The 21158-nt window shown below is 64.6% G+C and carries 15 protein-coding genes and 3 tRNA genes; 6 read left to right on the top strand and 12 right to left on the bottom strand.

The window, feature by feature from the left end:
• From CK620_RS13360 to CK620_RS13345, 4 genes are all read right to left on the bottom strand, one after another.
• The coding region (locus tag CK620_RS13360) for a GTP-binding protein (protein WP_229427325.1) at positions 1-125 on the bottom strand (125 nt) is incomplete at its 3' end.
• Positions 126-192: 67 nt separating this feature from the next.
• A tRNA-Thr gene (locus CK620_RS13355) sits at positions 193-267 on the bottom strand.
• Between the two features lie 68 nt (positions 268-335).
• Positions 336-409 (bottom strand) — tRNA-Gly (locus CK620_RS13350).
• A gap of 42 nt (positions 410-451) precedes the next feature.
• Positions 452-537 (bottom strand) — tRNA-Tyr (locus CK620_RS13345).
• Positions 538-754: 217 nt separating this feature from the next.
• On the opposite strand from CK620_RS13345, the gene CK620_RS13340 reads away from it, so the two are divergent.
• The 5 genes from CK620_RS13340 (at position 755) to CK620_RS13320 (ending at position 10355) form a co-directional block, all read left to right on the top strand.
• Positions 755-4372 (top strand): hybrid sensor histidine kinase/response regulator, encoded by a 3618-nt coding sequence (locus CK620_RS13340; protein ID WP_095550716.1) that lies wholly within the window; start codon positions 755-757, stop codon positions 4370-4372.
• Positions 4373-4541: 169 nt separating this feature from the next.
• Positions 4542-7328, top strand: a complete 2787-nt coding sequence (gene leuS / locus CK620_RS13335; protein ID WP_420894230.1) for a leucine--tRNA ligase — start codon at positions 4542-4544, stop codon at positions 7326-7328.
• A gap of 50 nt (positions 7329-7378) precedes the next feature.
• Positions 7379-7897 (top strand): LPS-assembly lipoprotein LptE, encoded by a 519-nt coding sequence (locus CK620_RS13330; RefSeq protein WP_095550714.1) that lies wholly within the window; start codon positions 7379-7381, stop codon positions 7895-7897.
• Between the two features lie 165 nt (positions 7898-8062).
• Positions 8063-8386, top strand: a complete 324-nt coding sequence (locus CK620_RS13325) for a DUF3579 domain-containing protein (RefSeq protein WP_095550713.1) — start codon at positions 8063-8065, stop codon at positions 8384-8386.
• Between the two features lie 274 nt (positions 8387-8660).
• The gene (locus CK620_RS13320) at positions 8661-10355 is read left to right on the top strand and encodes a tannase/feruloyl esterase family alpha/beta hydrolase (protein ID WP_095550726.1); all 1695 of its coding nucleotides are present in this window, start codon (positions 8661-8663) and stop codon (positions 10353-10355) included.
• Positions 10356-10412: 57 nt separating this feature from the next.
• Here the strand turns inward: CK620_RS13320 and CK620_RS13315 are convergent, their stop codons facing one another.
• Positions 10413-11939 (bottom strand): acetyl-CoA hydrolase/transferase family protein, encoded by a 1527-nt coding sequence (locus CK620_RS13315; protein ID WP_420823130.1) that lies wholly within the window; start codon positions 11937-11939, stop codon positions 10413-10415.
• A 200-nt stretch (positions 11940-12139) separates the two neighbouring features.
• On the opposite strand from CK620_RS13315, the gene CK620_RS13310 reads away from it, so the two are divergent.
• Positions 12140-14260 (top strand): acetoacetate--CoA ligase, encoded by a 2121-nt coding sequence (locus tag CK620_RS13310; RefSeq protein ID WP_095550712.1) that lies wholly within the window; start codon positions 12140-12142, stop codon positions 14258-14260.
• Between the two features lie 123 nt (positions 14261-14383).
• On the opposite strand, the gene CK620_RS13305 is transcribed toward CK620_RS13310, so the two are convergent.
• The 7 genes from CK620_RS13305 to fabF form a co-directional block, all read right to left on the bottom strand.
• A complete protein-coding gene (locus tag CK620_RS13305) occupies positions 14384-14737 on the bottom strand; it encodes a hypothetical protein (RefSeq protein WP_143326106.1) in 354 nt (117 codons plus the stop codon).
• Between the two features lie 177 nt (positions 14738-14914).
• On the bottom strand, positions 14915-15355 hold the full coding sequence (locus CK620_RS13940) for a tetratricopeptide repeat protein (protein ID WP_143326105.1): 441 nt from the start codon (positions 15353-15355) through the stop codon (positions 14915-14917).
• A 250-nt stretch (positions 15356-15605) separates the two neighbouring features.
• Positions 15606-17174 (bottom strand): DegQ family serine endoprotease, encoded by a 1569-nt coding sequence (locus CK620_RS13300; RefSeq protein ID WP_095550711.1) that lies wholly within the window; start codon positions 17172-17174, stop codon positions 15606-15608.
• A 357-nt stretch (positions 17175-17531) separates the two neighbouring features.
• A complete protein-coding gene (locus CK620_RS13295) occupies positions 17532-18314 on the bottom strand; it encodes a sigma-E factor negative regulatory protein (RefSeq protein WP_179290663.1) in 783 nt (260 codons plus the stop codon).
• A gap of 88 nt (positions 18315-18402) precedes the next feature.
• Positions 18403-19032: an RNA polymerase sigma factor RpoE gene (gene rpoE, locus CK620_RS13290; RefSeq protein ID WP_095550709.1), complete on the bottom strand. Its 630-nt coding sequence runs from the start codon at positions 19030-19032 to the stop codon at positions 18403-18405.
• Between the two features lie 110 nt (positions 19033-19142).
• Positions 19143-19601 carry a hypothetical protein gene (locus CK620_RS13285; protein WP_095550708.1) on the bottom strand — a complete coding sequence of 153 codons (459 nt, stop codon included), beginning with the start codon at positions 19599-19601 and terminating at the stop codon, positions 19143-19145.
• Between the two features lie 310 nt (positions 19602-19911).
• Positions 19912-21156, bottom strand: coding sequence for a beta-ketoacyl-ACP synthase II (gene fabF, locus CK620_RS13280; protein WP_095543265.1), 1245 nt, complete (start codon positions 21154-21156; stop codon positions 19912-19914).
• Positions 21157-21158: the final 2 nt, after the last annotated feature.

The following is a 21158-nucleotide window of genomic DNA, read 5'->3' as shown; positions in this document are numbered from 1 at the left end:
CCGCCAAACTTCTTGGACAGCACGGTGGCGATCGCTGCAGTCAGCGTCGTCTTGCCATGGTCCACGTGACCAATCGTGCCCACGTTCACGTGGGGCTTGGTGCGCTCAAACTTACCTTTTGCCATTTCTCAAACCTCGAAAGAAATGAATTGCCAGAGACAAAACAACAAAGCGCCACTGCAAGCGGCGAATTGGTGCCCATGGCGGGAATCGGACCCGCGACCTCTCCCTTACCAAGGGAGTGCTCTACCACTGAGCCACATGGGCACTTTGAAATCAAACAACCAGGGCTTGAACTACTCACCAAAACGCTGAGCAACGAACGGCGCGCGCTTTGGAGCGGGAGACGGGAATCGAACCCGCGTCATCAGCTTGGAAGGCTGGGGTTCTACCATTGAACTACTCCCGCACAGCCCAAATTCTCGAAACACCAATCCAAGCAAAAGCCTGCTGGTGGAGGGAGCTGGATTCGAACCAGCGTACTCGTAAGAGGGCAGATTTACAGTCTGCTGCCTTTAACCACTCGGCCATCCCTCCGAAACGTTGCACTATAGCACAAAATTTCTGGCAACAAACTTTTTTGCGTGCACTTTACACACAACGAGGCTGGCCGCTCCAATCTGCAGGGGTACACGGCGCTGTGATTGGCGCAGGCCTTCCTTTACGATGGCGGGCTGCTGTCATCTGGGCTGCGCCGCTCTGCAAAAAGAGGATTTCTTCAAGGCCTTGCCCTGTTCATCTCGCTTGCTTTGCCATGACCTCCGCCCCCAGGCCCCCTTCGCCACCCTCCAGCCCTGCTGCTGGCGCGGCTTACAAAGCGCCTCGCCTGCATTCGCCTGCACGCAGGCTGGTGCTGGGCGTGGCGCTGGCATTGGGCGTTGTGGTTTCTCTTACGGTGGTCTTGTCCCAGCGCCTGGGCCGTGAGCACCATGCCGCGGCGCAACAGAACTGGCAGCTGCGCCAGGCTCTTGAACAGCTGCAGCACGCGCGCGATCTGAACGCAGAGCTGCTGCGCCAGACGCAGCCAATCAAGTCGATCATTGATGCGCCAGCGGCCGTACCCCACCCGCCAGGAGCCACGCCGCTGCCGTACTACAGCAATGAGCTGGTTTGGGCACTAGAAGATCTGCTTCGGTTGCTGCCAGAGGCATCAACAACGCAACCGTTGCTCATGCAAAGCCAGCAACGCGCGCTGGCCAACCATGCTCTGGCAAAAGACTGGATTGCAGCGCAAACAACCGATGCGCCTTCCAGCGGCCACACGGCAATGGACGCACTCTACAGCCTGCAGCAGCAGGCCGTGGCCATTGGCAATGATTTGCGCACCGCACAGATCATGCTCAATCAGGATTTGCGCGACGTTTCCACCCATGCGCTAACAAAAACCAGCCGCTACCTGAGCATCTGGTACCAGCTCAACCTGTTGTGCGCCGTGTTGTTTGTCACCTGGCTGGCCTGGTTCATCTACCGCCATTTGTACCGCCCCAGCACCGCATTGAGGCAGTTGCTGCACGCCTATGCTCAGCAGCATTACGAGAAGGCCAGGCAGATCGGCCCCACACTGCTGCAGGACATTTCTCCCCAGCTGCGCCCAGCGCTGGGAACTGTCTTGCGGCTGCTTACCGAAAGCGATCGGTTGGCCCAGGAGGTGGCACACCAGACCATGGGCATGCGCGTGTCGCAGCAATTGCTTGAGTTGGCCAAAACCATCCCTGGCGTGATTTTTCAGTACGAGTATCTGGCCGACGGCACCCGCATTTGCCATTTCGTCAGCCCCAAGGCCGCCACCTTCTTCGGCCAGCACAGCAGCAAGCAGCAGGATGGCTTGGACGAAATCGCGCTGGCTGCAGAGCACGCGCTGCCCACCAGCGATCACGCTGTACCTCTGGCGCTGACACGCAGCCTGGGCGCACGCATCATGCAACAGCCCCAGGCCACCGATGCCTTCTCCTACGACACGCGCATCGCCTTGTTCGACGACGAGCAATGGGTGCGCACCCTGGCCAACACGACCTTGCAAGCCAATGGCTCGCGTTGGGTCAACGGGGTCTGGCTGGATGTGACCGAGCACATGGCGCAGGAGCGCGCACTGGCCCAGGCTCGCCATGAGGCCGAACACATGGCCGAGAGCAAGGCGCACATGCTGGCCGTGATGAGCCATGAAATCCGCACGCCGCTCAACGGCATCCTGGGCATGACGCAGCTGACCCTCAAGGGCCGCCTGGATGCCGCACAGCGCGAGCGCCTGGAACAAGTGCTCAGCGCAGGCCAGCACCTGCTGGGCATCATCAACGATGCGCTGGATCTTTCCAAGATCGAGAGCGGGCAGCTCACCATCGAGCAAACCCCCTTCTCGCTGCAGCGGCTGGTGGCCGATGTGGCTGACCTGCTGGCGCCGCGCGCGGCGGAAAAGGGCCTGGAGTTCTGGATCGACATCCCGCACACGCTGACCGACCAGCTCATCGGCGACCCCTATCGCATCCGCCAGATCCTCATCAACTTCGTGGCCAACGCCATCAAGTTCACGCCCGCAGGAGAGGTCTCCATCCGTGCCAAGCAGTTGGCCAACCAGGATTCGCACTCGCTGACGCTGATGTTCGAGGTGCACGACACCGGCATTGGCATTGCCCAGGAAGAGCAGCAAAACCTGTTCCAGGCCTTCCGCCAGGCCGATGCCTCCATCACCCGCCGCTATGGCGGCACCGGACTGGGGCTGGCCATCTCCAACCAGCTGGCACAGCTGCTGGGCGGGCAGACCGGGCTGCACAGCCACCCTGGCTCGGGCAGCATGTTCTGGTTCAGCGCCCAGGTGCTCAAAAATCTCGAGCGCGTGGATGAACGCGAGCAGGCCAAGCGGCAGAACAACTGGCTGCAAGGCCAGCGCGTGCTGGTGCTGGAGAGCCATCAGTTCGCGCGCGAAGTGCTCTGCAACGTGCTGCGCCACCACTTCAACTGCGAGGTGCTGGCATTCGGCTCGGGAGCACAAGCACTGGCCGCCCTACAGACGAGCGGCGAGGCGGGCGCCCCCGCCGCCCCATCTTTCGATCTGAGCATCATCGCTGCACGCCTGATCGATGGCGACGCATTCACCCTGCTCAAACAGGCCAGCGCCTGGCGGCGACAGCTGGGCAAAATCTGGCTGGCCGCACCCAAGGATTTCGGCGAGCTGCCCGCCCCGCTGGAGGCGCTGGGCGTTGCCCGCATCGTTTACAAGCCGCTGAGCGCCGCTGTGCTCTACAAAGCCGTCTGGGAAAAGGCTTCCGCACTGCCGCCACTTCCCACGCCCAGCCCCAAGCCCCGTCCAGGCATTCGGCAATTCGTCGAACCCTCCGCCACTGCAGAGGCCCCACCGCCCGCGCGCGCCCAACCGCCAGCTGCCAGCGCAGCCCCGATACCGGCCGCGCCCAGCCAGAGCCGGATGGCCGCTGCACCAGCCACACAGGCTCAGGCCACAGACGCCCATGCCCCGCACAGCCACGACGAACCCGCCGAACCTGCGCCGCTGCGCATTCTGGTGGTGGATGACAACGCGCTCAATCGCGACATCGCCCAGGCCTTCCTGCAAAGCCATGTGCGCATCCCCATCGCTGTGGACCTGGCCGACAACGGCCAGGCCGCCGTGCAGGCCATCGCCCAAAGCCCCCTGCCCTACCACGCCGTGCTGATGGACCTGCAAATGCCCATCATGGACGGCTACAGCGCCGCGCGCGCCATACGCGAGCTGCCCCAGGGCAAACGCACCCCCATCTTCGCCCTCTCGGCCTACCACGGCACCCAGGAGCGCAAGGCCGCACTGGCCAGCGGCATGAACGACTTCATCGAAAAACCATTGGTTGAAGAGCGGCTGTGGCACATGCTGGAGCGCTGGGACATCCTGCCCGCCAGCGACGGCACCGACACGACCCGCCGCGCGCTCATCGACGCCAGCACCGCGCCTGCGGCGCTGCCGCCGCCAGCAGCGCGTCCTGCCCCTGCAACGCCACCGCAACCATCACCGCAGCCAGCGGCGCCTATCCCGCCCCCCTTCCTGCCCTCCGTCTGGCATGAGCTGTGCCAGGCGCTGGGCTCGGCGCGCGCGCAAGGTCTGGCGGAACAATTCCTGCGACAGACCGCACAGCTCATCGAACAATTCGACCACGCCGTACAACAGCAGGACTGGGCCCAGGCCCGCGCCGCGACCCACAAACTCAGCGGCACGGCCGGCTCCTTTGGCCTGCAGGCCCTGGGCCAGCAGGCCAGCGCGCTGGACGAAGCCCTCAAACAACCCGCGCCCTCATTGCCCGGCGGCTGTGCCGCCGCGCTGGCCCAGACCTTTGCCAAGGGCCAGGCCGCGTTGCAGGCGGCCATGCAGGCCGGCTGCGAGGCCGGGTAATCGCACCTGCTGCACGCCATTCTCAAAAATCACCGCACAGCCTCGGCACTTTGCGGTTGCGGCATGGGCTGCCGCGCGCTGGCCGGGGGCATGTACAGCGCCGATAAAATGGCGTGTTGCCACGACATTGCCCCCATGCTTGGCTCACGCCCAATTTGGGCGCCAGGCAATGTGCGGCGGATGCGCCCCTCAACTGGGGCGCGCTGCTTTTTCCCCGGTCCATCCCATGCAAGAAAAATACGATCCCGCGACGGTCGAAGCCGCCGCACAGGCCCACTGGCGTGCACAAGACGCCTACCGCGTGCGCGAAGACGCGGGCAAACCCAAGTACTACGCCTGCTCCATGCTGCCCTACCCCAGCGGCAAGCTGCACATGGGGCACGTGCGCAACTACACCATCAACGACATGCTCACGCGCAGCTTGCGCATGCAGGGCCACAACGTGCTCATGCCCATGGGCTGGGATGCGTTTGGCCTGCCGGCCGAGAACGCCGCGCTCAAGAACAAGGTGCCTCCGGCGAAGTGGACCTACGAGAACATCGCCTACATGAAGGGCCAGATGCAGGCCATGGGCCTGGCGATTGACTGGAGCCGCGAGATCGCCACCTGCGACCCCGATTACTACCGCTGGAACCAGTGGCTGTTTTTGAAGATGCTGGAAAAGGGCATCGCCTACCGCAAGACCCAGGTGGTGAACTGGGATCCTGTGGACCAGACCGTGCTGGCCAACGAGCAGGTGATTGACGGGCGCGGCTGGCGCACCGGCGCGCTGGTGGAAAAGCGCGAAATCCCCGGCTACTACCTCAAGATCACCGACTACGCGCAAGAGCTGCTCGACCATGTGCAAATGGGCAACCCCAAGGCCACGCTCACCGGCTGGCCCGACCGCGTGCGCCTGATGCAAGAGAACTGGATCGGCAAGAGCGAGGGCCTGCGCTTTGCCTTCACGCACAACGTCAAAGACGACAGCGGCGCGCTGATTGGCGATGGGCGCATGTACGTCTTCACCACCCGTGCCGACACCATCATGGGCGTGACCTTCTGCGCCGTGGCGCCCGAGCACCCGCTGGCCAGCCACGCCGCGCACGGCAACCCGGCGCTGGCCGCCTTCATCGAAAAATGCCAGCAGGGCGGCACGACCGAGGCCGAGCTGGCGCTGAAGGAAAAAGAGGGCATGGATACGGGCCTGACGGTGACGCACCCGCTCACCGGCCAAGCCCTGCCCGTGTGGGTGGGCAACTACGTGCTGATGAGCTATGGCGACGGCGCCGTGATGGGCGTGCCCGGCCACGACGAGCGCGACTTTGCCTTTGCGCAGAAATACGGCCTGCCCATCCAGCAAGTGGTGCAAGTAGGCGATGCCACCTACGACGCCAGCCAGTGGCAAGAGTGGTATGGCGACAAAGAGCACGGCGTGTGCGTCAACTCCGGCCATCTGGACGGCATGAACTACGCCAGCGCCGTGAACACCGTGGCCGCCGAGCTGGCCGAAAAAGGCCTGGGCGAGAAAAAAACCACTTGGCGCCTGCGCGACTGGGGCATCAGCCGCCAGCGCTACTGGGGCACGCCCATTCCGATCATCCACTGCGAGCACTGCGGCCCGCAGCCCGTGCCCGAGCAAGACCTGCCCGTGCGCCTACCCGAAGACCTGGTGCCCGATGGCAGCGGCAACCCGCTGGTGAAAAGCCAGGCCTTCCACGCGGGCGTGACCTGCCCCAAATGCGGCGCGCCCGCACGGCGCGAGACGGACACCATGGACACCTTCGTCGATTCGTCCTGGTACTTCATGCGCTACTGCGACCCGCACAATGCCGAGCACATGGTGGCCGAAGGCACGCAGCACTGGATGCCGATGGACCAGTACATTGGCGGCATCGAGCACGCCATCCTGCACCTGCTGTACGCGCGCTTCTGGACCAAAGTGATGCGCGACCTGGGCCTGGTGAAGATCGACGAGCCCTTCACCCGCCTGCTCACACAAGGCATGGTGCTCAACCACATCTACAGCCGCCGCACTGCCAAGGGCGCCAAGGAATACTTCTGGCCCAAGGACGTGGAGCATGTGCTCGACGACGCCGGCAAGGTCATCGGCGCCAAGCTGAAAAACGCGGTGGACAGCGCCGACGGCCCGCTGCCCGCAGGCACGCCCATCGACTACGAAGGCGTGGGCACGATGAGCAAGTCCAAAAACAACGGCGTGGACCCGCAAGACCTCATCACCCAGTACGGCGCCGACACCGCACGCCTGTACACCATGTTCACCGCGCCGCCCGAGCTGACGCTGGAGTGGAACGACTCCGCCGTGGAAGGCAGCTACCGCTTTTTGCGCCGGGTGTGGAACTTCGGCTTCAAGCTGCACGGCATGGCTGGCGTGACGGCCGCCATCGCCGCCCTGCCCGCTCAAGGGGCTGCCCAAAGCGCGCCGCAAGCCGATTTCGGCAAAGCCGCCAAGGCCCTGCGCCACGAAATCCACAGCGTGCTGGGCCAGGTCGATTTCGACTACCAGCGCATGCAGTACAACACCGTTGTCTCCGGCGCGATGAAGATGCTCAATGCGCTGGAGGCCTTCAAAGGCGATGCAGGCAATGCCAGCGCAGCCGCTGACGATGTTGCGCTGGCCGAGGGTTTCGGCATCCTGCTGCGCGTGCTCTACCCGGCCACGCCGCACATCGCCCACGCGCTGTGGCAGGCGCTGGGTTATGCCAAGGCGCTGGGCGACTTGCTCGACGCCCCCTGGCCCAAGGCCGATGCCGCCGCGCTGGAGCAGGACGAGATCGAATACATGCTGCAAATCAATGGCAAGCTGCGCGGCAGCATCACCGTGCCGGCCAGCGCCGACAAGGCCGCCATCGAGGCCGCCGCACTGGCCAGCGAGGCCTTTGCGCGCCAGGCCGCGGGCGCTGCGCCCAAGAAGATCATCGTCGTGCCCAAGAAGCTGGTGAACGTTGTGGTGTGATGCGCCCCGCGTCCATCCACCCCCATCCCCAGGTCACCCGAGGAGCCCCCATGCAACGCCGCCGATTCCTGACCATGAGCGCCGCCGCCGCGGCCACCGCAGCCGCCAGCCTGGGCGGCTGCGGCTTTGCGCTGCGCGGCTCGGCCAAGTACCCGTTCAAATCTGTGTTCCTGCATGCGCCCGAGGCCTCGCCGCTGGCGCGCCAATTGCAGCGCACACTCGAAGGCGCGGGCCTGACCGTGCTGCGCACGCCCAGCGACCCGGCCCTGGCCGAGCGGGTGTTCGAGCTGCTGCAGGAGCAGCACGAGCGCGCCATCGTCAGCCAGACCTCAAGCGGCGCCGTGCGCGAAATGCAGCTGCGGCTGCGCGTGCTCTACCGCCTGCGCGATGGCGACGGCCTGCAGGCCAGCGCACCGGCCCAGGGCGCCCAAGTCGTGGAGCTGCTGCAAACGCGCGAACTGAGCTACGACGAATCCCAGGCCCTGTCCAAGGAGGCCGAGCAGGAGCTGCTGTTCAAGGACATGCAGACCGAGCTGGTGGCGCAAATCGTGCGCCGGCTGGCGCACTGAGTGGCTGTTCAAAGCGCCTGTTCAAGCGCTTGCACACGCCGGCCTGGGGCCATGGGCGGCGCGCCCTGCCGACCTGAGCCCGAGTCAGTAGAATCGCCGCCTTGTCTCCCAACCCGCCTGCGGATCCAGATTGCCGCCAGCGCACTGCCCCCGCACGCCCTCTCCATGTCCAGCGACGCGACGCCTTCTGCACGAGAAATCTTCATCCTGGGGAAAACCAAGGATGGCCGGACCTTCCGCCCCAGCGATTGGTCCGAACGCCTGGCAGGCGTCATGAGCCAGTTTCGCCCGCCGGGCTCGCCGCGCAGCAGCCACCTGGTCTACTCCCCTTGGTGCGTGCCCACGGTGCTGGACGGCACGCGCTGCGTGGTCGTCAACACCGCCTTGCGCGAGCACGAGCCCATGGCCTGGAGCTTCGTGATGAACTTCGCCCGCGACAACGACCTACAAGTGCTCGAAGCCTGCCTGTTGCCCGACTCCAAGGGCTGAGCACACAACCTGGGCACAAGGCCTTGCTGCGCCCGCCGCCCAACCACGGGAAAACCCCTGGCCCACAACGGCCCGATCAGCTCTGAGCAGTCCCCATAATGGGCCGCCCATGCTGGCCTGTATGCGCCAGCCCCGCCAGCCCTTTCGAGGCCGTTTGGCCCCGAGCCTGTCTGGCCTTTCAGCTCAGGAGACACCCATGACGCCCATCCGCTTGCGGCGTGCGCCGCACCGCCGCTTTTCTGCATCCCGCACTGGCGCGCCCTGGCCACACAGCATGCTGGCCGGGCTGCTGGCGCTGACGCTGGCCGCCTGCGGTGGCGGCAGTGACGGCGACGCCTTGCCTCCGCCCGCTGCCTTTGATTTCGAGCGCGCCGTACAACAGCTGGCCAGCGCCAGCGTGCCTGCCGCGCAGATTGGCATGCCCACTTCGGGCGCACAGGTGGTGGCCGTGGATACGCCAACCCCGGTGCGCGGCGTGCAACCGCCTGCGGCCGTGCAGGCCAAAGTGCACATTGCAGCGGCGCGGGCCGGCGACCCGGACATCCACATGGCGCTGCTGCTGCCCAAGCAATGGAATGGCAAGGTCGTAATGCTTGGCGGAGGGGGCTACAACGGCACGATCCCCAATCTGCACAGCTACTCGGCCGCACCTGCGGATCAAGGCCCGTTCCCGCTGCTGGAAAAGGGCTATGCCGTCTTTGCCAGCGATTCAGGCCACCGCGCCAACGCCGCCGGTAGCCGCGACGGCAGTTTTGGCGTCAATGATGCGGCGTTGGAGAACTTCTCCTACGCGGCGCTGAAGAAGGTCAGCGACACGGCCAATGCGCTGCTCACCGGCTTTTATGGCCGCGCGCCCACGCAGCGCTATTTCATCGGCGGCTCCACCGGCGGGCGCGAGGCGCTGGCCGTGGCGCAGAAATGGCCGGCCGACTGGGATGGCGTCGTGGCCTGGTACCCGGCCTGGAATGCGGCCAGCCTGGATTTGCAGTTCGGCCGCATCAGCCGCGCCTTTGCCCAGCCAGATGCCTACCCCAGCCTGGCGCAGCGCAAGCGCCTGCGCCTGGCGGCCCTGGCCCAGTGCGATGACCTCGATGGCCTGGAGGACGGCATCATCAGCCACGTGGCAGCCTGCAATGCGGCCTTCGACCCGGCCACGGCGCAGTACCAGGGCCAGCCGCTGCGCTGCGCCTCGGGCGGCAATGAGAGCGATGACTGCCTCTCGGACGCCATGATCGCTGCGCTGAAGGTCTACGACAGCCCGATCTCCTTTACCGCCTTTGCCACGCCGCAAGGCAGCGGCGAGACCCAATATCCGGGCTTCAACATCTGGGGCTCGGAGCTGGGCGAGGAGGGCAGCAGCCCGGTGCAGCCAGTGGTCAATCTGCTGGCCATGAACACCACGCCCCCGGCCAGCCCTGCACCACTGACAGCGCCGTATTGGGCGGTGTTCTGGGACCAGTGGGTGCGCCACTTCGTCACGCGCGATGCCGGGTTTGACTCCCTCTCGCTGGATCCGCAAAACCCCGGCCCCTGGGCCGAGCGCATCAATGCCCTGATGCGGCTGCAAGACGTCAATAGCACCGACCTGAGCGCCTTCGAGCGCAAGGGCGGCAAGCTGCTCATGGCCCACGGCAGCGCCGACGTGCTGGTCAGCACCCGCGCCACAGCGCAGTACTACCAGCGCCTGCAGACCACCATGGGCGCCGAGACCGTGCGGCGCTTTGCACGCTACTACGAGGTGCCTGGCTACGGCCATGCGGCCAGCACCACCTTCAATGCCAGCTGGGATGCGCTGGGCGCGCTCGATCGCTGGGTCACCCAGGGCCAGGCCCCCAGCGCGGAGATCGTCACAGACACGGTGGGCAAGCCCGGCCGCACCCGCCCGATGTGCGAGTACCCCAGCTGGCCGCGCTACAAGGGCCAAGGCGATGCAGACCGCGCCGAGAGCTTTGCCTGCGTGACGCAGTAAGCTGCCGTCTCTGGCCGGCGCACCAGCAAGACCGACGCCGGCCAGCCCCGCCGCGCATCAGGCCGGCTGCGCGGTCTGGCTCGATTGCGAGGACTGGGGCGACTGCTCTGCCTGGGCCGGCTTCATGCTGCCGGTGCGGCTGGCGCGCGCATGCCAGGACAGCGCCTCGTCCAGCAGCATCGGCGTGTGCTTGCCAACGCTGCCATGCAGCGCGCGGTCGAAGTAGTCCTGCAGCAGCGGCTGGTAATCGGGCGCGGCGCAGTGGCCGATGATGGCCTGGGCGCGCTCTTTGGGCGAAAGGCCGCGCAGGTCGGCCAGGCCGCACTCAGTCACCAGGATTTGCACGTCGTGCTCGGTGTGGTCCACGTGCGAGACGGCTGGCACGATGCACGAGAGCTCGCCGCCCTTGGCCGTGGCGTTGGCCATGAAGATCGACAGATAGGCGTTGCGCGCAAAGTCGCCCGAGCCGCCAATGCCGTTCATGATCGACGAGCCATAGACGTGCGTGGAGTTGACGTTGCCGTAGATGTCGGCCTCGATCATGGCGTTCATGGCAATCACGCCCAGGCGGCGGATCAGCTCGGGGTGGTTGCTCATCTCCTGCGGGCGCAGCACGATCTTGTCGCGGTAGAAGTCGATATGGTCGACGAACTCGCGCTCGCCCTCAGGGCTGAGCGACAGCGCCGTGGCCGAGGCGTGCACCAGCTTGCCCGAACGCAGCATGTGCAGCATGCCGTCCTGCAGCACCTCGGTGTAGGCCGTCAGCTGCTCGAACGGGCCATCGTTCAGGCCGGCCAGCACGGCATTGGCGATGTTGCCCACGCCCGATTGCAGCGGCAGCAGGTTCTTGGGCAGGCGGCCGAGCTTGACCTCATGCTTGAAAAACTCGATCAAATGCCCGGCAATCTGCTGCGAGGCCGCATCGGCAGGCTTGAAAGCCGAGCTGCGGTCGGACTTGTTGGTCGGCACCACGGCAATGACCTTGTTCGGGTCGCAGCGCAGGTATTGCTCGCCGATGCGGTCCTGCGGGTGCAGCAGCGGAATGGGCACGCGATTGGGCGGCACCTGGGTGCCGTAGTAGATGTCGTGCATGCCCGCCAGCGCCAGCGGCTGGTATTCGTTGACCTCCAGGATGACCAGGTCGGCCAGATCCAGCCAGGTCTTGTTGTTGCCCACCGAGGTCGAAGGGATCAGCCGGCCATCTGGCAGAATGCCGGCGACCTCGATCACCGCCACGTCGAGCTTGCCGAAAAAGCCAAACCAAACGTACTGCGCGACGTGCGAGAGGTGCATGTCGATGTACTGGATGCTGCCCTCATTGATGCGCTTGCGCCCGATCGGGTCGGACTGGTAGGGCAAGCGCGTGTGGATGCCGTTGACCTTGGCCAGCGCGCCGTCGATCTCCGGCGCCGTGGAAGCGCCAGTCCACAGGTCGATCTTGAAGTTCTTGCCCTGGGCATAGAGCCGCTCGATGCGCTCGGCCAGCGCCAGCGGCACGGCCTTGGGCGCGCCCGAGCCGGTAAAGCCGCTCATACCCACATTGGCCCCCTCGGGGATCAGCTCGGCGGCCTGCTGGGCCGACATGATCTTGCTGTGCAAGGCGGGACATTGGATGCGATCAAAGGCTGGCACGGGGTTCTCCATCAAAACATCATGAACAGGGCTGGCGACAGGGATGCGCCGCCCATGGGTGAAAACCCTGATTTATAAGCCCTGTTCACACCCCCGAAAGCGATCGCGTTGGCGACGGCCGCCCGGAGCCACTGCGATTACGCTGCGCCGCCATGAGCCATACCACCCCATCCTCTGCCCCCGACACCGCCCCTTACGTGCCCGAGCTGCGCCGCTATCAGGCCTGGCTGGCGCAGCGCCACGGCCTGCACTTTGACGACTACGACGCGCTGTGGCGCTGGTCCACCAGCGAGCTCGAAGCCTTCTGGCAAAGCATCTGGGACTACTTCGACGTGCAATCGCCCACGCCGCACCAGCGGGTGCTGGCCGAGAACGTCATGCCCGGCGCGCGCTGGTTCGAAGGCGCGCAGGTCAACATGGTGCAGCAGATGCTGCGCCACGTGCAGCCAGCCCACGCCGCCGGGCTGCCGGCCATCATTGCCGACAACGAACTGGGCCAGGTCACCACGCTGAGCTGGCCCGAGCTGCGCCGCCAGGTGGCAGCGCTGGCGCTGCACATGCAGGCGCTGGGCGTTCAGCCGGGCGACCGCGTGGCCGCCTACCTGCCCAACATCGCGCAAACCATCGTCGCCTTCATGGCCACGGCCAGCATTGGCGCCATCTGGAGCGTGTGCGCGCCGGACATGGGCGTCAACGCCGTGCTGGACCGCTTTCGGCAGATCGAGCCCGTGCTGCTGCTGACCGTGGACGGCGTGGTCTACGGCGGCAAACAGCTCGAACGCTGGCAGATCAGCGAGCAACTGCGCGCCGCACTGCCCAGCGTGCGCCACGCCATCGTCGTGGGCAACCTCGATGCCGACGTGCAATGGGCGGGCTATGCCAACTTCGCCGAGCTCACCGCGCGCGACGATGCAGCCGTGCGCGACTTTGCGCCGCGCTGGCTGCCCTTCGACCACCCGCTGTGGATCGTCTACTCCAGCGGCACCACCGGCCTGCCCAAACCCATCGTGCATGGCCACGGCGGCATGATGCTGGTGCAGCTGCAATTGGGCGCGCTGCACAACGACCTGGGCTGCAGCTACGCGCCCAACAGCTTTGGCGAGCGCTACCACTGGTACAGCTCCACCGGCTGGGTGATGTGGAACGCCCAGGTCGCCGGGCTGCTGCGCGGCACCACATTGGTGATCTACGACGGCAGCCCCAGCGGCCCGCGCGAGCAGCCGGACATGGGCGTGCTCTGGCGCTTTGCCGCGCGCCACCAGGTCACCTTCTTCGGCGTTGGCGCGGCCTTCTACGGCCTGTGCGCCAAGGCCGGCCTGAAGCCGCAGCAATGCGGCGACCTGCGCCGCATCCGCGCCCTGGGCAGCACCGGCTCGCCGCTGAGCGAAGAGGTGCAGAACTGGGGCACCGCCTTCATGCGCGAGGCCGGCGTAGCCGGCGAGAACGGCCAAGGCATATGGTGGTGCAACGTCTCAGGCGGCACCGACTTTGCCGGCGCCTTCCTGGGCAGCCACCGCGACCTGCCGCAAACCCCAGGCCGGCTGCAATGCCGCATGCTGGGCGCAGCGGTGCAGGCCTGGGACGAAGCCGGCCAGGCCGTCATCGACCAGGTTGGCGAGCTGGTCTGCACCCAGCCCATCCCCTCCATGCCGCTGTACCTGTGGAACGACGCCGACGGCAGCCGCTACCACCACAGCTACTTCGACACCTACCCCGCCGGCAAGGGCCGCAACCCCCACGGCGGCGACCTGCCGCCACAGGCCGGCTCCGTCTGGCGCCACGGCGACTGGATCAGCATCGGCGCCGATGGCAGCTGCGTCATCTACGGCCGCTCCGATGCCACCATCAACCGCCACGGCCTGCGCATGGGCACCAGCGAGCTCTACAGCGCCGTCGAAGCCCTGCCCGAAGTGCTGGACTCGCTGGTCGTCGACCTCGAATACCTGGGTCGACCCAGCCACATGCCACTGTTCGTCGTGCTGCGCCCCGGCCTGGAGCTGGACGAAGCGCTGCGCCAACGCATCGCCCAGGCCATCCGCCAGGCCCTTTCACCGCGCTTCGTGCCCGACGCCATCGTGCAGGTGGCGCAAGTGCCGCGCACCCTCAGCGGCAAAAAACAGGAACTGCCCATCAAAAAACTGCTGCTGGGCCAGCCAGCTGAAAAAGTCATCCACCGCGAAGCCATGGCCAACCCGGAATGCCTGGACTGGTACCTGGCCTACGCTCAACAACATTGCCAAACCCAGGCCGCACAGCAGTCGCCACAGACCTGAGGCCGCACCCGGCCCCCCCCCAGTGGCACAGCATCACAGCGACGCAAGGCGGCGCGGTCAGCAAAGCCCAGCCGCCCAAACAAAAGCCCAGCTTTGATTGAAGCTGGGCTTTTTAGGGTCTGCTCACCAAACGTCTTCGTTGTACTGGTCATAAATGACCACGCCCGGATAGTTTTCGCGCACGAATTCTCCGATCTGGATGATCTCGTCGGTAAACCGGCGATCCGGATCATCGCCAAAACCAATGGCCAACTCCTTGTTGTAGGAGAGAAAGTTCTCGGGCAAGGCGGCTTTCTTCTTCAGGATTTTTTGCAGCGCCCCCAGGCTGAGCGTCATCGAGTCCTGCTCGCGGATTTCAAACTCCACCCGCCAGCCCTCTTTTTCCAGCACCACCAACGTCACATCCGGAAAATCCAGCTGCTCGGTGCAAACGGCGTATTGCCCGATCCACGGAAACTTCTGCTCCAGGTCATGCATGAGCGAGTCATTGTCGATGCAATCCGATGGATCGTACAAAAGGGCGAAAAGATTGAACATGGCGGGGATCAAGACGGGGCATCATCAAACCATCGCTGCCGCTTCAATGGGAGCGCTCAATTCATACACTCAAATGACACCTGGAGGCAAACCAAGAGTCAACCAGCATGCACAAATTCACGAATCAGCTAAAGAGAGAAATTGCTTTACCAAAGGGTAAGAGCGGACCAGCTCCAGCTCGGCAGCATCACTTACCGGCTCGAATCTCTCTATCTTATAAGCCGCACAAGTCCAATATTTTGCCAAATCAGGATTCAAAGGCAATCCAAACCGTCCCAGCTCATAGCAACGGGAAATATAAAGGCATGCACTTGTCTGAAATCTATCGGCAGCCAGCCTGATCAGCAACATACCAAGAGCCGGTTCAGCTTCGACCAACTCCTCTCCTTCGATCAACATGCTGCCCGCATTCCACAAGGACTCAACATATCCAGCGCATGCAGCTTTCAGATAGTATTTCATCGCCAATCTATTATCTATTGTCCCAAATCCTCCATTCGCAAAACAAACACCCTTATGGTTATATTTCCACAAAGCCTCGATCTCTTTATTAAACATAAATCAAACACTCGAACAAAATTCATTTATCTACCAGAACATCCCGCCACAACAAGAATTGAGTTGCATTGCGACAATTGACGGCCATGAATTTGGGGCACGGATTTTCAGTCCACCATGCCTTCGCACAGGTGTCAAGCTCGTAGGCCATGGCGCAAGGCTTCGCAGAACAAAAAAGCGCACTTCCCGGCCATGGGACGTGCGCTTTTTGCTACAGCCGCCCGCCGTTGGGCGGCTGCTGGTATGGGCTTCAGCCCTGTGGGCGGATGAGCACGTATTGAGCCCAGTCATCACGGCGGATGAGCACGCTGATGGGGCGCTTGGCATCGGCCTTGCGCAGTGCGGCGTCAAAGTCCTGGCGGTTGAGCACTTCGGTCTGGCCGATGGCCAGCACCACATCGCCCACCTCGATGCCGGCTTGTGCGGCAGCGCCGCTGACGGCGCTGATGCGCACGCCGCCGCGCACGCCGAGGTTTTTCTTCTCAGCCTCGCTCAAGTCCTGGGCGGCCAGGCCAAAGGCGTTGGCCTTGGCCTGTTCTTGCTGCGATGCGCCGCCGCTGCGCGGGCTGCCCGCTTCGTTGGCGCTGGCAGGGGTTTCGCCCACGGTGATGGCCAGCTGCTGGGTCTTGCCGTGGCGGAAGATTTGCAGCGTGCTTTGGCTGCCGGGGGCGGTGCTGCCGACCAAGCGCGGCAGGTCGGAGACGCTGTCAATGGCTTTGCCGTTGAAGTGGGTGATGATGTCGCCAGCCTGCAGGCCAGCGCTGGCCGCTGGCGAGTCGGGCTCCACGGCCGAGACCAGGGCACCGGCGTTGCGCCGCTCCAGCCCGAGGGATTCGGCCACCTCGGCGCTGACCGGGCCGATGCGCACGCCGATGCGCCCGCGCACAACGCGGCCGCTGCCTTTGAGCTGCTCGCTCACCTGCATGGCCTCGTCGATGGGGATGGCAAAGGAGATGCCCATGAAGCCGCCCGAGCGCGAGTAGATCTGGCTATTGATGCCCACGACTTCGCCGCGCATGTTCAGCAGCGGCCCGCCGGAGTTGCCGGGGTTGACGGCCACGTCGGTCTGGATGAAGGGCAGGTAGCTGCCGGTGTCGCGCTGCTTGGCGCTGACGATGCCGGCGGTGACGCTGTTTTCCAGCCCGAAGGGCGAGCCAATGGCCATGACCCACTCGCCGACTTTGAGCTGCTCAACGTTGCCAATGCGCACTGTAGGCAGGTTGTGCGCTTCGATCTTGATCAGGGCCACGTCGGTGCGCTCATCGGAGCCTATGACCTTGGCCTTGAATTCGCGTTGGTCGGTGAGGGTGACGATGACATCTTCCGAGCCCTCCACAACGTGGTGATTGGTGAGGATGTAGCCATCGCCGCTGATGATGAAGCCCGAGCCAACACCGTTGGGCACGGTCCTTGATTCGGGTTCGCCGCCGCGTGGGCCGCGGCGCTGGGGCGGCATGCCAGGCACGGGCAGGCCGAACTGGCGGAAGAATTCCATCATGTCTTCGTCCATGCCGGGCAGGCCGCCGCGCAGGCCGCGCATTGGCACGCGGGCAGTGGTGCGGATATTGACCACCGAGGGCCCCACGCGCTCGACCAGCTGTGTGAAATCGGGCAGGCCGCTGACCACGGGTGCGGGCATGGCGATCGCTGGCGCGGCCAGTTGCTCGGCCCGGCTGGGGCTGGTGTGCAGCGCCAAAGCGCCGCTGGCTGCCAGCAGCAGCGTTGCCACGGCGCCAGCCACGCGGTGCGCACGGCGCTGCGGCGGTACTGCGGCCTGGGCGGCGGAGGTAGTGGAAACGGTGTGATGGGAGTGGTGCATGGTGGATTCGACCTCTTGTGGTGCTGCAGGAAAAAATCCGGGGCCAGCCTTTTATGGATTACCTGGCCCTGCGGCCATGTCTGTGAAGCTGCCCAGGGCATTTGGTTCCAGCCGGCGGGTGAAAAAAAGTGCGGCGCTGGGGTGCAGTGAAAAACTGAAAGCGGCCACGAGCTCCAGCGAAACACAAAAGCCTGCCCTCACTGTTGACATGCACGCCGCACGCAATCACACCGCACACGAGCTTGCAGCGTACAAAAGAGTAGGCCCGGCGCATGCCGGGCCTGTCGAGCTTCACTGGGGCTTACTAAACACGTTGCCGAGAAATGAACGCACAGCCCCCTTGGCGGCCTGTTCACCCTATGGCGTGCTTCGCCCCGCCAAGCTGGCATTGCGCAGAAACGGGGCCGGCTGTTGCAGCGCCTGGGGGGTATTGGCGTAGTGGCGATTGAGCAGTTCGTCGAGTTGCGGATCGCGGATCAGCACACCTTGATCCAGCGCTGACGGCGCAGCACCAATGGCGCCAACAGTGGCGGTGGTCAACGAGCTGGCTGGCGCGGCCTCTTGGCGTTGCGCCGGCACACTGGCCAGTTGCTGACCACCTTGGCCTGGGCCGGAAAGCAGCGAAAAACCATGCCAGCCCATGGCGGCCACGGCCGCCACCGAGGCCAGGCCAGCAGCGACTTTCCAGCGCAGCACGGCGGCATTGGCGGCCTCTTGCGGCGCTTCGCCCGCAGTGGGCTGCAGCGCCTGGATACCAGGCTGCCCGGGCACGACAGCCTGAGATGCCTGCTGCGCTGCAGCGCGCGTCAAGGCCTCAGGGGTCTGCTCGGCCAAGCGCACGCGCAGACGCTGCAAAAAGACCGCCGCATCACTGGCAGGCGCTGCTGGCTCGGCCGGCCTGCGCAGGCATTGGCCGATGAGCTGGTATTGCTGCCAAGCCAGCAAGGGCTCGGGCAAGCCGCTATCGCCATGCGTGCGGCACTGGGCATCAATGTGCTGCATGAGCTGGTTGCACTGCTGGGCCTGCAGCTCACCATCGACCAGAGCCGAGAGCCATTCACGCACTGTCTCTGGCGCAGCGCTGGCAGGCTGTGCGCCACCGTTCGCAGCGCGGGTAGGAGAAGGGCTAGGGGCAGTCATGGGCATTACCTGCTGGAGAGGACAAAGGCATTGATTGGGTTTTGAGGCGCTATGGTTTGGGGCAAATGGGGCAAGGCGCTGCGGAGTGCTACCAGCGCTTGCCGCTGCGGTTTTCCAGCAATGGCTTGACTTTGCTGGCAATGGCTTCACGGGCGCGGAAGATGCGCGAACGCACGGTGCCAATGGGGCAATTCATGGCCTGTGCGATGTCCTCATAGCTCAGGCCGTCGATTTCGCGCAGTGTGATGGCCTGACGCAAATCGTCGGACAGACCTTCCATGGCTGCATTGACGGCCGCCGCAACTTCCTTGGCGGCCATGATGGTTTCGGGCGTCTCCGCAGTGCTTGGTTCCCACAGCGGAGCAGAAGTTTCCTCTTCATCATCGCGCTGACGCAACGCGCTTTCACTGATGGCCGGATTGCGTCGCTGATCGGCCAGGGTTTTCTTGGCGGTGTTGATGGCAATGCGGTACAGCCAGGTGTAGAACTGAGCATCACCGCGAAATTGGTGCAGCGCACGGTAGGCGCGGATAAAGGTTTCCTGGGCAATGTCTTCGATCAGTCCAGGGTCACGCACCATGCGGCCGATGAGCCGTTCAATGCGACGCTGGTATTTGAGCACCAGCAACTCAAAACTGCGTTGATCGCCAGCCAGGGTGCGCTCGACCAGTTGCCAATCGCTGGAGGCTTCACGGGGTGCCGGGGGCGTGTCTGTCATGCGGGATGGAAAAAGAAAACGGGCGCCTGCCGGGCATGGAGAGCATGTTGCTCAATGTCTCATCGCAAGCTTACAGGCGATCTGCTGCGATGCGCCAGGCGCCAGGAAGTTCAGTGCCTGGCCCCAGAGTAAGGGCGCAGGCGCTGCCAATGGTATAGCGTGCGCCGCACATCGCCCCACAGCGCAGGAGCCTGCGCCTGCTCGATCCATAACCAGCGAGGCGCGGCGCTGCCATCTGGCCTGCCTGGGGCCTGTAGCCATGCGGCGGTGCCTTGCCGCAAAAGCATGAAGTGCTGCCCATCCCAAACGATTTCAAGATCCAGCCCAGCCTGCGCATCAGCGGCGCTGGCCGAGCCGCCAGACTCAAGAATTTGCTGTTGACCTGCGGCCCAATGCCATGCCGCGCCATCCCAAAGCAGCATGCCTTGCGCACTGCGCTGCCAGTGCCGCCAGGCCAGGACGCTGCAGGCCAGCGAGGCTGCCATCAGCAACAGGCCAATCGCCAAAGCCTGTGGCGGGCCCTGCCAGCCAGCGTACAGGCTCCAGAGCAGCGGCGGCAGCAAGGCCATACTGCAGGCGACCAAGACGAAAAACCCCGCCCTCGCGCTGCGAGTGACGGGGTAATGAAGGCTGTGAGGGGCGTAGCGCATGGGGGATGGCCTATCCACACCACACAGACCACGGTCACCACGCAGACGCGCGGTACCTGCTGAGTCTTAAAGCCTGTTCAAAGTCTCGGCGTGAGTGGGCAATAAGTGGTTTGGGAGGAGCTGCAAGGCACAAGGCGCAGCCATAGCTGTGGCTATGGCAAGGCTTTGAACGCTGCAGACCGCCCCAATCCGCTTGGCAAACTACCGAGCAGAGACTTTGGGCCTGCTCTTAGACCCGCTTGAACACCAAAGTGCCATTGGTGCCGCCAAAACCGAAGTTGTTCTTGACGGCCACATTCAGCTTGGCATCCCGCGCAGTATTGGCGCAGTAGTCCAGATCGCACTCGGGATCGGGGTTGTGCAAGTTGATGGTGGGCGGGATTTTCTGATCGTGCAGCGCCATCACGGTAAAGACGCTCTCCAGCCCCCCGGCGCCGCCGAGCAAATGGCCCGTCATGGACTTGGTGGAGCTGACCACGAGCTTGTGCGCATGGTCACCGAAGGCCGCCTTGATGGCATTGCTCTCATTGACATCACCCAGGGGCGTGGAGGTGCCATGGGCATTGAGGTAGTCCACCTCGTCGAGGTTGACGCCGGCGTTGCGCAAGGCATTGAGCATGGCGCGGCGCGGCCCATCGATGTTGGGGGCGGTGATGTGGCTGGCGTCGGCGCTCATGCCAAAACCGGCCACTTCGGCATAGATGCGCGCGCCGCGCGCCTTGGCATGCTCGTACTCTTCCAGCACCAGAATGCCTGCGCCTTCGCCCAGCACGAAGCCATCGCGATCCTTGTCCCAGGGCCGTGAAGCAGCCTGCGGATCGTCATTGCGCGTGGACAGCGCCTTCATCGCGGCAAAACCGCCAATGCCCAGCGGGCAAACGGTGGACTCCGCGCCGCCGGCCAGCATCACGTCCGCGTCGCCATACTCGATCAGTCGGGCCGCATCGCCAATGCAGTGCAGGCCCGTGGTGCATGCCGTGACCAGCGACAGGTTCGGGCCCTTGAGACCGAGCCGGATGGAAACCTGGCCCGCCACCAGATTGATGATGGTGGAGGGCACGAAGAATGGAGAAATGCGCCGCGCCCCGCGGGTCATGAAGTCGCCGTGGTTGGCCTCGATCAGCGGCAAGCCGCCGATGCCCGAGCCAATGACGGCCCCGAAGCGCTCGGCCTGCGCATCGCTGAGCGCTTCGCCCACTGGCAAGCCCGCATCGGCATAGGCCTGGTGTGCTGCCACGATGCCGTAATGGATAAAGGTATCCATCGTGCGGGCTTCTTTGGCATTGATGTAGGGGCTGATGTCCAGATCGCGAACTTCCCCGGCGATTTTGGCGGCGAAGTCCGAGACGTCGAACTTGGTGATGGGGCCGATGCCCGATTTGCCGGCCAGGATATTGGCCCACGCTTGCGGGACCGTGTTGCCCACCGGGCTGACACAGCCCAGCCCAGTGACAACGACTCTGCGTCGACTCATGC

Source organism: Vandammella animalimorsus (assembly GCF_002285285.1).
Taxonomy (GTDB): Bacteria; Pseudomonadota; Gammaproteobacteria; order Burkholderiales; family Burkholderiaceae_C; genus Lampropedia; species Lampropedia animalimorsus.
Note: the sequence above shows the minus strand (reverse complement) of the source record. Positions and strands in the feature narration are given on the sequence as shown.